General features: G+C 62.8%; 12 protein-coding genes. 3 read left to right on the top strand and 9 right to left on the bottom strand.

Annotation, left to right across the window (positions count from 1 at the left end):
• Positions 1 to 21 precede the first annotated feature (21 nt).
• Positions 22 to 2,049 (bottom strand): NADPH-dependent 2,4-dienoyl-CoA reductase, encoded by a 2,028-nt coding sequence (locus CD932_RS11525; protein WP_094442763.1) that lies wholly within the window; start codon positions 2,047 to 2,049, stop codon positions 22 to 24.
• Between the two features lie 185 nt (positions 2,050 to 2,234).
• Between CD932_RS11525 and CD932_RS11520 the strand changes: the two genes are divergently transcribed.
• Complete coding sequence (locus CD932_RS11520; protein ID WP_369679828.1) at positions 2,235 to 2,831, top strand: SRPBCC family protein; 597 nt, start codon at positions 2,235 to 2,237, stop codon at positions 2,829 to 2,831.
• Here the strand turns inward: CD932_RS11520 and CD932_RS11515 are convergent.
• The 4 genes from CD932_RS11515 to CD932_RS11500 form a co-directional block, all read right to left on the bottom strand.
• Complete coding sequence (locus CD932_RS11515) at positions 2,819 to 3,274, bottom strand: hypothetical protein (RefSeq protein WP_094442762.1); 456 nt, start codon at positions 3,272 to 3,274, stop codon at positions 2,819 to 2,821. The genes CD932_RS11520 and CD932_RS11515 overlap by 13 nt on opposite strands.
• 50 nt (positions 3,275 to 3,324) lie before the next feature.
• A complete protein-coding gene (locus tag CD932_RS11510) occupies positions 3,325 to 3,765 on the bottom strand; it encodes a DUF2721 domain-containing protein (protein WP_094442761.1) in 441 nt (146 codons plus the stop codon).
• Positions 3,766 to 3,867: 102 nt separating this feature from the next.
• The gene (pip, locus tag CD932_RS11505) at positions 3,868 to 4,824 is read right to left on the bottom strand and encodes a prolyl aminopeptidase (RefSeq protein ID WP_094442760.1); all 957 of its coding nucleotides are present in this window, start codon (positions 4,822 to 4,824) and stop codon (positions 3,868 to 3,870) included.
• Between the two features lie 35 nt (positions 4,825 to 4,859).
• On the bottom strand, positions 4,860 to 5,342 hold the full coding sequence (locus CD932_RS11500; RefSeq protein WP_094442759.1) for an Lrp/AsnC family transcriptional regulator: 483 nt from the start codon (positions 5,340 to 5,342) through the stop codon (positions 4,860 to 4,862).
• Positions 5,343 to 5,489: 147 nt separating this feature from the next.
• Between CD932_RS11500 and CD932_RS11495 the strand changes: the two genes are divergently transcribed.
• The gene (locus CD932_RS11495) at positions 5,490 to 6,113 is read left to right on the top strand and encodes a LysE family translocator (RefSeq protein ID WP_254926556.1); all 624 of its coding nucleotides are present in this window, start codon (positions 5,490 to 5,492) and stop codon (positions 6,111 to 6,113) included.
• Between the two features lie 58 nt (positions 6,114 to 6,171).
• Here the strand turns inward: CD932_RS11495 and phbB are convergent, their stop codons facing one another.
• The 4 genes from phbB to CD932_RS11475 all read right to left on the bottom strand — a co-directional run bounded on the left by phbB (position 6,172) and on the right by CD932_RS11475 (position 9,884).
• Positions 6,172 to 6,912, bottom strand: a complete 741-nt coding sequence (phbB, locus tag CD932_RS11490; RefSeq protein ID WP_094442758.1) for an acetoacetyl-CoA reductase — start codon at positions 6,910 to 6,912, stop codon at positions 6,172 to 6,174.
• Between the two features lie 91 nt (positions 6,913 to 7,003).
• Entirely contained in the window at positions 7,004 to 8,182 is a 1,179-nt protein-coding gene (locus CD932_RS11485; protein WP_094442757.1) for an acetyl-CoA C-acetyltransferase, read from the bottom strand.
• Positions 8,183 to 8,375: 193 nt separating this feature from the next.
• Entirely contained in the window at positions 8,376 to 8,849 is a 474-nt protein-coding gene (locus CD932_RS11480; RefSeq protein WP_176460929.1) for a phasin family protein, read from the bottom strand.
• A gap of 126 nt (positions 8,850 to 8,975) precedes the next feature.
• On the bottom strand, positions 8,976 to 9,884 hold the full coding sequence (locus CD932_RS11475; protein WP_094442755.1) for a LysR family transcriptional regulator: 909 nt from the start codon (positions 9,882 to 9,884) through the stop codon (positions 8,976 to 8,978).
• 112 nt (positions 9,885 to 9,996) lie between these two features.
• Between CD932_RS11475 and metE the strand changes: the two genes are divergently transcribed.
• The gene (metE, locus tag CD932_RS11470; protein WP_094442754.1) at positions 9,997 to 12,339 is read left to right on the top strand and encodes a 5-methyltetrahydropteroyltriglutamate--homocysteine S-methyltransferase; all 2,343 of its coding nucleotides are present in this window, start codon (positions 9,997 to 9,999) and stop codon (positions 12,337 to 12,339) included.
• Positions 12,340 to 12,360: the final 21 nt, after the last annotated feature.

Below are 12,360 nucleotides of genomic sequence, written 5' to 3'. Positions count from 1 at the left end.
CGCGGCGCGGGTTGGCCGTTCTTACAAGCGCGCCGCCAGCTCCGCCCCTTCCCGTATCGCCCGCTTGGCATCGAGCTCGGCCGCCAGGGCGGCGCCGCCGATGGCGTGAAAACGCGGACCGCCCTGCTCACCGGCCGGCGGCATCAGTTCCGTCAGGCTGTCCTGCCCCGCGCAGATGATCACATTGTCGACCGCCAGCAAACGCGGTACGCCGCCGATGGTGACATGCAAACCCTGGTCATCGATCTTGTCGTAGACCACGCCGGCCAGCATGCACACGCCGTTCCTGGCCAACGCCGCGCGGTGGACCCAGCCCGAGGTCTTGCCGAGACCCGCGCCGACCTTGCTGGTCTTGCGCTGCAACAGGAAAATCTGCCGCACCGGCACGGCCGGCTGCGCCGCTACCAGGCCGCCACCGGTGGCCGCGTTCAGGTCCACGCCCCACTCGCCGGCCCAAGTGGCCACCGGCTGCGGCAGCGGCTGCGCCGGGTCATGCAGCAGGTACTCGCTGACATCAAAGCCGATGCCGCCAGCGCCGATCACGGCCACCCGCTTGCCGACTTGCGCCTTGTGCTGCAGCACGTCGAGGTAGCTCAGCACGCTGGGGTGGGCGATGCCGGGAATTGCCGGCAGGCGCACCTTGACGCCGGTGGCAACGATGACCTCGTCAAAACCGCCAGCTTGCAATTGCTCGCGCGTCACGCGCTGACCCAGGCGCAGCTCGACGTGCAACAGCGCCAGCCGGCGTTCAAAGTAGCGGATGGTTTCGGCGAATTCTTCCTTGCCGGGAATCTGCATCGCCACCCTGAACTGGCCGCCGACCTTGGGCGCCACGTCGAACAGGGTCACCTGGTGGCCGCATTCGGCGGCCACGGTGGCGGCCGACAGCCCGGCTGGGCCGGCGCCCACCACCGCCACCTTTTTCACCACCGCCTTTTTGACGTACACCAGTGCCGTTTCATGGCAGGCACGCGGATTGACCAGGCAGCTGGCGCGCTGATTCGCAAACGTATGGTCGAGGCAGGCCTGGTTGCAAGCAATGCAGGTATTGATTTCATCGCTGCGGCCAAGCGCCGCTTTTGCCACGAAATCCGGGTCGGCCAGGAAGGGGCGCGCCATCGATACCAGGTCGCAGTCGCCGCGCGCCAGGATATCGTCCGCTTCCTGCGGCATGTTGATGCGGTTCGAGGCCACCACCGGGATCGTCACCTCTTTGCGCAAGCGCCCCGCCACGCTGGCAAAGGCGGCGCGCGGCACCGAGGTAACGATGGTCGGCACGCGCGCTTCATGCCAGCCATAGCCGCTGTTGAGGATGGTCACGCCGGCCTGTTCCAGCGCCTTGGCCACCATCACCACCTCGTCCCAGGTATTGCCGCCTTCGACCAGGTCGAGCAGCGAATGGCGGTACATGATGATGAAGTGCGGCCCGACAGCGGCGCGGATGCGGCGCACGATCTCGACGGCCAGGCGCATGCGGTTGGCGATATCGCCGCCCCAGCGGTCAAGGCGCAGATTGGTGCGCGCGCACAGGAACTGGTTGAGCAAATAGCCTTCACTGCCCATCACTTCGACGCCGTCGTAGCCGGCCTGTTGCGCCAGGCGCGCGCAGCGCACATAGGCGCTGATGGTGCGTTCGATGCCGCGTTCGGTCAGCGCGCGCGGACGGAACGGCGAAATCGGCGACTTTTTGGCGGACGCCGAGACCACCAAAGGCTGGTAGCCATAGCGGCCCGCATGCAGGATCTGCATGACGATCTTGCCACCCTCTTCATGCACGGCGCGCGTGACCTTGCGGTGATTGAGCACGTCGCCGATAAAATTCATGGTGCCGCCAAACGGCAGCAGCCAGCCTTGCCGGTTCGGCGAAATGCCGCCCGTGACGATCAGACCCACCCCGCCTTTCGCGCGTTCGCGGTAAAAGGCGGCCAGCTTGCCATAGTGATAAAAACGGTCTTCCAGGCCGGTGTGCATGGAACCCATGATGACGCGGTTGCGCAAGGTGGTAAAGCCCAGGTCGAGCGGGGCCAGCAGGTGGGGATAGGGGGTCATGTCAGGCCTGGCCAGTCAGAAAAATGGGAACGTGCGGCGGCGACGTCCAGCAGGCGTACGGTAGCAAGCATTGCCCGCGCGCGCAGCGCTTTTCTGTAGACCCGGGGTTCTAATTAGGTGCGCAAGCGTACCTTGGCGGCGCGCGCAGCTTGTGCCAGGCGACAGTTTCCCGTAGGCTAGCCTGCATGATGCGATTAACGTTTAGCCTGCTGCTGTTGTGCACCCTGCCCTGGTCCACCCCGGCACTGGCGCAAGCGCCCCGCCTGGACACGCCGCGCCTCAAGGTCGAAGTCAGGCGGGTCGAGGTGGACGCCCAGCACATGTATGAAGTCAATGCCAATGCCGTGGTACAGGCGGCGCCCGCCGCCGTCTGGAAAACCCTGACCGGCTACGAGCGCATGAGCGAATTCGTGCCCGACCTCAGTTCCTGCCGCGTGCTGTCGCGCAATGGCAATGAAGTGGTCATCGAACAGCAGGGCATGGCCCGCTTCCTGTTCATGAACCACCCGATCCACCTGGTGGTGCGGGCCATGGAAACGCCGATGACGGCGATCGACATCGACCTCATTTCCGGCGACATGCGCCACTATGAGTCACGCTGGGCCTTGAGCCCCATGCCCGAGACGGGCGGCACCCGCATCGTTTTTTCCAGCCGCCTGATGCCGGGCTTTTATGTGCCCGGCATGCTGGGCACGACCATGATACGCGGCGATATCGAACGCATGATGGGCGCCGTGATGGCGCGCATCGACAGCCAGCCGGCGCCCGTTCAGGCCAAATAGGTGTCGCGGTCGCGCAGCTCGGCGTAATTTTCCAGCTTGCCCAGCTTGACCGTCACCGGGTTCAGGCTGGCCTGCGGCTGCATCGAGCGCCAGGCGAACAGCCATTCCTGCTCGACCGCTTCTTCGCGCGTCTTGGTAAATGCCGCGCCCAGCGCCGCGCGCTGGCCGTATTCGACCAGGCCGTCGATGCCTGCCCAGCTGGGCAAGGTGCGCTGCACGGCGCGGTGCAGGCGTTCGCCGAATTCTTCCGTGTTATGGATGATCAGGCAGCTGTCGGCCGGCGCGAACAGGTCGAACAGTTTTTTGTCCCACACCTGGGAAAAACTCAGGGTGAGGCAATTGCCGACCGGGGTCAGGCGGAACTGGCCCAGGCTCAGCGCCAGTTCGAGTTCGCTGCGCTGGCCGTAGCGGTGCAAGGTGGGGGGACGTTGGTAATCGTGCATGCTCAGACTCAATCTTCAATATGGGGGATGATAAAACCGGCGCGGCCAGCCTAGCGTGGCGGGCGGATATGGCGCCGGATGCGCTGGGCGGTGGCGGCAAGATAAATCTCGCGCAGCAGGTAAGTGAAACAGCCGATCAGGCAGATCACGGCCAGCACGAAAAACACGGCGATGTATTTATCGAGGGTCAGGTTCAGAATATCGCCCAAAAACAGCATGGCGATAATGACGCACACGAAGAAACCGCACGCCGTGCTGAGGGAGATCGAATAATTGATCAGATGGGTGCGCCGGTACAGTGTATCGAGCTCATCCATATAAAAGTCGTTGTAGCCGATGTCGAGCCGGTCTTCCAGCACGCGCGTGCGGTCGATGATGCGGCCCAGGCGGTTGGTCAGCACCACCAGCATGGTGCCGATGCCGGTCAGCAGGAATACCGGCGCAATCGCCAGCTGGATGATGTGGCCAATGTCGCCGATCTGTATGTTCATGGATAAAGGTAATGGTTCACGCTGGCGCCGACGCCGGTGCCGGCACAGGCGCTAGTGTAGCAGGCGCGGCGCTTGATCAGCCAGGCCACCGCGCCGCACCGGCTAGGCGAAGCCGCGGCCCGGCTCGAAACGTTGCGTGGCGCTCACCAGCGCCGAGGCGATGCCGCGCTCCAGCGCGCCGTGGCCGGCGTCCGGGATCATCTGCAGCTGCGAACCGGGCCAGGCCTGGTGCAGGCGGTAGGCCGACAGCGGCGGGCAGATGGCGTCGTAGCGCCCTTGCACGATGACCGCCGGCAAATGCGCGATGCGGTGCAATTGACGGATCAGCTGGTCTTCCTCGAAGAAGCCCAGCTTGGCCATATAGTGCGATTCGAGCCGGCCCACACCCAGGTCGAGCGCATCGTTGGGCGACTCTTCGGGTTGCGGCATCAGGTAGACGCGGCGCCCTTCGAAGCGGCTCCAGGCGCGCGCGGCCGGCCAGTACACGTCAGGGTCGCTGCTGAGGATGCGTTTGACGTAGGCGCCCAGCAGGTCGCCGCGCTCCTGTTCGGGAATCAGGGCGGCAAATTCCTCGTACAGTTCCGGATAGAACCAGCGCACGCCTTCGATAAACCAGTCGATCTCGGCCTGCGTGCACAAGAAGATGCCGCGCAGCACGAAACCGAGGCAGGCTTCGGGATGCGCCTCGCCATACGCCAGCGCCAGGGTCGAACCCCAGGAGCCGCCGAACACCAGCCATTGATCGATGCCGAAGCGGACGCGCAGCTGTTCGATGTCGTCGATCAGCAACTGCGTCGTGTTGTTGCGCCACTCGCCCAGTGGCGTGGACTTGCCGGCGCCGCGCTGGTCGAACAGGATCACGCGGTAGCGCTGCGGGTCAAAAAAACGGCGATGCTGCGGCGACAGGCCGGCGCCGGGGCCACCGTGCAGGAACAGCACGGGTATGCCGTCCGGGTTGCCGCACTCTTCCCAGTAAATGGTGTGCAGCGCGTCGACGGCCAGCATGCCATGTTGATTCGGCAGCAAGGCGGGAAACAGGGGGGACAGCGACTCGGGCATGGCATTACTCACTAGATCACCAGGATGGACAGGGTTCAGGCCAGCGGCACGGGCAAGCGGTTCGACGACTTGATTTCGCGCATCGACAGGCTCGACTGGATTTCCGCCACGCCGGGCAGGCGGCGCAAGACGTTGGAGACAAATTCGCCATAGGCTTCCAGGTCGCGCGCCACCACTTGCAAAAAGTAATCGGCTTCCCCCGCTACATTGTGGCACGACAAAATTTCAGGGATGGAGAGGATGGCCTGCTCGAACTGCGACGGCTGTTCATTGCCATGGTTGGCAAACACGATGCGCACGAACGCCACCAGGCCAATGCCCAGCTTCTTGCGGTTGAGCAGCGCCTGGTAGCCGGTAATGAAGCCCTCGTCTTCCAGGCGGCGCAAGCGGCGCCAGACCGGTGTTTCACTGAGCTTCAGGCGATCGGCCAGGCGCGCGTTGGACAAGCGCCCCTCTTCCTGCAACAGCCTCAGAATATGCAAATCAGTGGCGTCCAGGCTTACTTCTGAAATTTTCATCTATTTATTGTTTTATTACAGGTGGAATCTACCCAGATACTAGAACATGGCGGGCAGAAATAGCAAGCACATTTCAATTAAGCAAGAACATAATGAGCCGCTGCGCACACCGCTGCCGCCTTGTTCACTTGATTGCCCGCCGTCACCATGTCCGATTCTACCTTTTTGATGTACCTGCTGGCCTTGGCTGGCGCATTTTTATTGCCCGGCCCCGACATGGCGCTGGTGCTGGCGACGGGCGCTGCGCGCGGCGTGGCCACCGCCCTGGTCACCGCGCTGGGCATCGCCGGCGCGCGCGCCATGCACGTGGTCCTGTCTGGCGCAGGGCTGGCGGCATTGATGGTAACGCATCCGCAAGCCTTGCAATGGGTCAAATGGGCCGGCGCGGCCTATCTGTTCTACCTGGCGGCGCGGCTGCTGCAGGCGGCGCTGTCAACACAGCCGGCGCAAGCGAGCGTGGCGCCGGCCACGGCGCACAGTGCGTGCGCCAGTTTCGTGCGCGGCTTGTTGACCAATTTGCTCAATCCCAAGGCGCTGCTGTTTTGCAGCATGTTCCTGCCGCAATTCGTGGTCGCCAATGGCGAAAGCATGGGCTTGCAATACCTGCGCCTGGGCGCCGCCCTGGTGCTGGTCGGCCTGCTGTTCGACGCCGTCTACGCCGTGCTGGCCGCGCGCCTGGCGCGGCGCATGCGTGGCAAGCCTTCTGCGTACGGCAAGTTCGTGCTGCCGACCGTGTTCGTGCTGCTGGCGGGGCGCTTGGTGTTAAGCTGACCTTTGCTACAACGAAAAAGGCAGCGAAAGCTGCCTTTTGATGGTGCTGCAATACTGCTTACGACATATGCTGGCCGCCGTTGATCGAGATATTGGCGCCGGTCACAAAGGCCGCCTCATCGGACGCCAGGTAGGCCACCAGGCCCGCCACTTCTTCCGGCTTGCCCAGGCGCGCCATCGGGATTTGCGGGATGATTTTGCTGTCCAGCACTTCCTGGGGAATTGCCATCACCATCTTGGTGCCGATATAGCCAGGCGAAATGGTGTTGACGGTAACGTTCTTGCGCGCCACTTCCAGCGCCAGCGACTTGGTGAAGCCATGCATGCCGGCCTTGGCGGCCGAATAGTTGGTCTGGCCGAAGGCGCCCTTCTGGCCATTCACGGACGAGATATTGATGATGCGGCCCCAGCCGCGCTCGACCATGCCGTCGCAGACCGGTTTGGTCATGTTGAACACGGAGTCGAGGTTGGTGCCCATCACGGCGTCCCAGTTCGGCTTGTCCATCTTCTTGAAGGTCATGTCGCGCGTGATACCGGCGTTATTGACCAGCACGTCGACCGGACCGATGTCCTTTTCCACCGCCGCCACGCAGGCCGCAGCCGAATCGTAGTCGGCCACGTCGCAAGAATAGGCCTTGAAGTCATAGCCCTGGTCCTTGGTGGTCGCCAGCCATTCATCGACCTTGGTGTTGCCCGGGGAATACGTGGTCACCACGCGATAGCCCAGTGCCGCCAACTTGAAACACACCGCTTCGCCCAGACCGCCCATGCCGCCGGTCACTAATGCAACTCTTGCCATTTTCATCCCCTCAGTGTCGTTCTGCTATTTGTAGATTCTGTAATGATTACCGACAGGCGTCACAGCGCCTGCCGGAACTGGTTCGCCGCGATTAATCGCGTTCGATGGCCAGGGCGACGCCCATGCCGCCGCCGATGCACAGCGCTGCCAGGCCCTTCTTGGCGTCGCGGCGTATCATTTCGTGGATCAGGGTGACCAGGATGCGCGCGCCCGAGGCGCCGATCGGGTGGCCGATGGCGATCGCGCCGCCGTTCACGTTGATCTTGCTGGTATCCCAGCCCATTTCCTTGTTGACAGCGATGGCCTGGGCGGCAAACGCCTCGTTAATTTCCATCAGGTCCAGTTCTTCATGCGTCCAGCCGGCTTTTTTCAGGCACAGGCGCGAGGCCGAGACCGGCCCCATGCCCATCAAGGCCGGATCCAGGCCCGACGATGCGTAGGCCTTGATGCGCGCCAGCGGCTTCAAGCCCAGTTCCTTGGCGGTGGAAGCCGACATCATGATGACGGCGGCGGCGCCGTCGTTCAGGCCCGAGGCGTTGCCGGCGGTGACGCTGCCGTCCTTGGCGAAGGCGGGGCGCAGGCCGGCCAGGGACTCCAGGGTCGAACCCGGTTTGACGTATTCGTCATTGTCGAACACGACCGTGCCTTTTTTGTTGGCGATTTCCAGCGGCAGGATTTCATCCTTGAACTTGCCCGCCTTTTGCGCCGCTTCCGCCTTCAGTTGCGACTGCAGCGCGAATTCGTCCTGCTCGGCACGCGACACTTCGTATTTCTTGGCGACGTTTTCCGCCGTGATGCCCATGTGGTACTGGTTGTAGACGTCCCACAGGCCATCGACGATCATGGTGTCGGTCATCTTGAAGTCGCCCATGCGAAAACCGTCGCGCGAGCCGTTCATTACGTGCGGCGAGGCGCTCATGTTTTCCTGGCCGCCGGCAATGATGATGTTGGCGTCGCCGCACTTGATGGCTTGCGCCGCCAGGTGGGTGGCTTTCAGGCCGCTGCCGCACACCTTGTTGATGGTGAAGGCAGAAATGGCGCTCGGCAGGCCAGCCTTGATCACGGCCTGGCGCGCGGCATTCTGGCCGACGCCGGCCGTCAGTACCTGGCCCAGGATCGCTTCGCCGATCAGGTTCGGGTCGATGCCGGTTTGCGCCAGCAGGCCCTTGATTACATGCGCGCCCAGTTCGGACGCAGGAATCTTGGCCAGGCTACCACCGAATTTGCCCACTGCGGTACGGCCAGCGGCCACGATTACGACATCATCCATTTAGTTCTCCGATATGCTGGCCATGACGGCCAAGGTGTTGATGAATCCGGGAAGACGCAACAAGCTGCATCATTGCATGCGCCTTTGCTTCAGTTGCACCACTGGCGTGGCCGGCAACGATGGTGGCCGGCCTGGCGGTGATGGCAGGCGGCCTGGCGCGGCGGATAGCCGCTGCCGGGCCGCGCGATTCCTGTCAATGACCAGGTCGCGTGTTTTTATCATACCCTTCATCGGCGGCGCCGAAAGGGCTTTTTAGAAAATTATTGAACGGGTTTAGCAGAGGGAACGGTGTCTCCTTCACCGCTTGCAAGAGTTCACCGAATTTTTGACGCGATGCAGCAATCTCACCCTTTGTCACAGCCGTGAGATTTTCCTGGTTTTCCTGGGCAACCTCCTTTGCCTGGCGCCCATAGGAACCGATGCGTTCCATGGCCAGTTGCGACTGCGTGCGCGACAATTGCAACAGCGTTTGCGGGTCCCGCGCCGACAGCAATTGCTGCGCTGCCACCGTGCTGGCGGCGAGGGACGAGCGGGCTGCATCGAGCTGCAGGTCGATCAACCTGGCGCCACTTTGAAACGCCGCCTCGGTCAGGGCCTGGACGCTGCTCAGTTGCGCGGCATAGACAGCCTTGCCGGCCTGGGACAGCTGCTCGGAAAATGAAAACATTGCATACCTCCTCAAATGACAGCGGTGCATGTTGCGCCGCACAGTGCTCCACTTTAAGCGGCGGAGCCTTGCAATCTTTTGATATAACTCAAGCTCTCTGTTGGATTGTTTCCAAATGAACGATCATCAGGACAGCAACTTGATACCGTCCAGCGAGGCGGCGCACTGTTCACGTATCACGCTGACAAAGTCGCGCACATAGGCCTTGTCGTCCAACGCCGGCGGCACCGAGACGTACAGGTCGCTCCACAAGCCATGCTCGCCCACCGGCCGCGCCACCACATAATCGTAATCGACGTAGTTCTTGATGGCCCAGTTCGGCAGAGCGGCGATGCCGCGCCGGCTGGCCACCAGTTGCAGCACCGCCACCGTCAGCTCGGCCGTGCGGCGCTCGAAGACGATGCCGTTCGGGCGCAGCACTTCGCGGATCAGGTCGATACGCTCTTCCGGCACCGGGTAGGTAATCAGGGTCTCGCCTGTAAAGTCAGCGGCCGCCAGCCGGCGCTGCGCCTGCAGCCGGTGCTTTTGCGCCATCACCACCAGCATTTCAAAGCGGAACAGCGGAAACACCGTGAAATCAGGGCCATAGGGCGAGCCGATCACCAGATCGGCCTCGCCCGAGCGCAAGAGTTCGGCCGGTTCGCTGTGAAAGCCCGACACCAGGTCGATCTCCACTTCCGGCCAGCGCTGGCGAAACGCATCCATCACCGGCATCAGCCAGTCGAAGCAAGTATGGCATTCGAGCGCCACGCGCAACTGTCCGGTATCGCCCTGCGACAGGCGCACCACGTCGCGCTCGGCCAGTTCGATCTCGGGCAGCAGCTTGTCGGCCAGGGCCAACAGGCGGCTGCCGGTGGCCGTAAAGGCAATCGGCATCGATTTGCGCTCGAACAGCGGCGCCTGGTAGCGCTCTTCCAGCAGACGGATCTGGTGCGACAGCGCCGACTGGGTCAGGTTGAGTAATTGTGCCGCGCGCACCAGGCTGCCAGACGTGCGCAAGGCGCTCAGGGTGCGCAGATGACGAATTTCAAGCATGGGCCCTTGGTATCGTGAATGATTTTCATGTTGTTCGTCAAAAGGTTTCGTTTTGATTATAAATCAGATTGCCGCACACTCTAGCCTATCAACATTAAATCTCAATGACATCATGACGATCCACACCCACATCCTTGGATTTCCCCGTATTGGTTCTGACCGCGAGCTGAAATTTGCGCTGGAACGCCACTGGCGTGGCGAGGCGACGGAAGCATCGCTGGAAGAAACCGGCAAGCAATTGCGCGCACGCCACTGGGCGCTGCAGCGCGACGCCGGTCTCGCCTACGTCACGGTGGGCGACTTCGCCTTTTACGACCAGGTCGCCAACCATATCCAGCTGCTCGGTTGCGAACCGGCCCGCTTCGCGTTCGACGAGAAATCATCGCAACTGTCGCGCTACTTCCAGATGGCGCGCGGCGCGGACAGCCATGCCGATCACGCCGCCTGCTGCGACGGCCATGCCGACACCGCGCCTGACGTGAGCCATTACGCGTTGGAAATGACCAAATGGTTCGACACCAATTATCACTATCTGGTACCCGAATTTTCACCATTGACGCAGTTTGCACTGGCCAGCTCCCGCCTGTTCGAGGAAGTGGCCGAAGCGCAAGCGCTGGGCCACCAGGTCAAGGCGGCGCTGATCGGCCCGCTTACATTCTTATGGCTGGGCAAGGAAAAAACGCCCGGCTTCAACCGCCTGGCCCTGCTGGACCAATTGCTGCCCGTCTACAGCGCCTTGCTCGACCGCCTGAAACAGCAAGGCGTGGACTGGGTGCAGATCGATGAACCGATCCTGGGGCTGGACTTGCCCACCGCCTGGCGCAGCGCATTTGACAGCGCCTACTGGCAGTTGAACCAGGTGGGCGTGAACATTTTGCTGGCCACCTACTTTTCGCCGCTGGAAGAAAACCTCAGCCTGGCCTGCCGCCTGCCGGTCGCAGGCCTGCATGTGGACGGCATCCGCGCGCCGCATGAACTGATCAACGTCACCGACTGGCTGCCGGCCCATAAAGTGCTGTCGATCGGCATCGTCGACGGCCGCAATATCTGGCGCACCGACCTGGACCAGGCGATCAGCGTGTTGCAGCCGCTGTTTGACAAGCGCGGCGGCAAGCGCGGCGGCGAGCTGTGGCTGGCGCCGTCGTGCTCCCTGCTGCATACGCCTTTCAGCCTGGCGCAAGAAACCAGTCTTGACCCCGAGATCAAATCGTGGCTGGCATTTGCCACTGAAAAACTGGCGGAACTGGCGCTCTTGAAAGACGCGCTGACGGGCAACAGCGACGGCACCGCGCTGGCTGTGTCGCGCCTGGCAATCGCCAGCCGCCGCGCCAGCGCGCGCGTGCACCGCCCGCAAGTGGAGCAGCGCTTGCAGGCCTTGTCGCCGACGGCCGACCGGCGCGACGCGGGCTTCTCGCTGCGCCAGACGCTGCAGCGCACCCGCTTCCAGCTGCCGCACTTTCCGACCACCACCATCGGTTCCTTTCCGCAAACTGCCTCCATCCGCGCCGCCCGTGCCAGCTTCAGGCGTGGCGAACTGTCCGCCAGTGATTACGAAAACAGCATGCGCGCGGAAATCGCCCATGCCGTGGGCCGCCAGGAAGCGCTGGGCCTCGATGTGCTGGTGCATGGCGAAGCCGAACGCAACGACATGGTGGAATATTTTGGCGAACAGCTCGACGGCTTCCTGTTTACCCGTTACGGCTGGGTGCAGTCCTACGGTTCGCGCTGCGTCAAGCCGCCCGTCATTTACGGCGACGTGCAGCGCCCCACCGCCATGACGGTGGACTGGACCGTGTACGCGCAAAGCCTCACCGACAAACCGATGAAGGGCATGCTGACGGGGCCGATCACGATCTTGCAATGGTCGTTCGTGCGCGACGACCAGCCGCGCGCCCGGACCGCGCTGCAGATCGCGCTGGCCATCCGTGATGAGGTGCAAGACCTGGAGGCGGCCGGCATCGGCATTATCCAGATCGACGAGCCGGCGCTGCGCGAAGGCCTGCCGCTGCGCCGCAGCCAATGGGATGGCTACCTCGACTGGGCTACGCGCGCGTTTCGCATCTCGGCGTGCGTCGTGGGCGACAGCACGCAGATCCACACCCATATGTGCTATGCGGAGTTCAACGACATCCTGCCGCAGATCGCCGCCATGGACGCCGACGTGATCACGATTGAAACGAGCCGCTCGGACATGGAATTGCTGACCGGTTTTGGCCAGTTCGACTACCCGAACGACATCGGCCCGGGTGTGTACGACATTCATTCGCCGCGCATTCCCTCGGCCAGTGAAATGCTCAGATTGCTGCAAAAGGCCAGCGCGGTGATACCACCGGCTAACTTGTGGGTCAATCCCGATTGCGGCCTGAAAACACGGGGCTGGAAGGAAACGGAAGCGGCACTGGCCAATATGGTGCAGGCGGCCAGGCAGATGCGCGGCGCATCAGCGGCGGCATAAACCGCCAGGCCGCATGCACGG

Source organism: Janthinobacterium sp. PC23-8, from assembly GCF_002250505.1.
In the GTDB taxonomy this organism is placed as follows: Bacteria; Pseudomonadota; Gammaproteobacteria; order Burkholderiales; family Burkholderiaceae_D; genus Janthinobacterium.
This window is presented reverse-complemented; position numbering and strand designations above follow the sequence as displayed.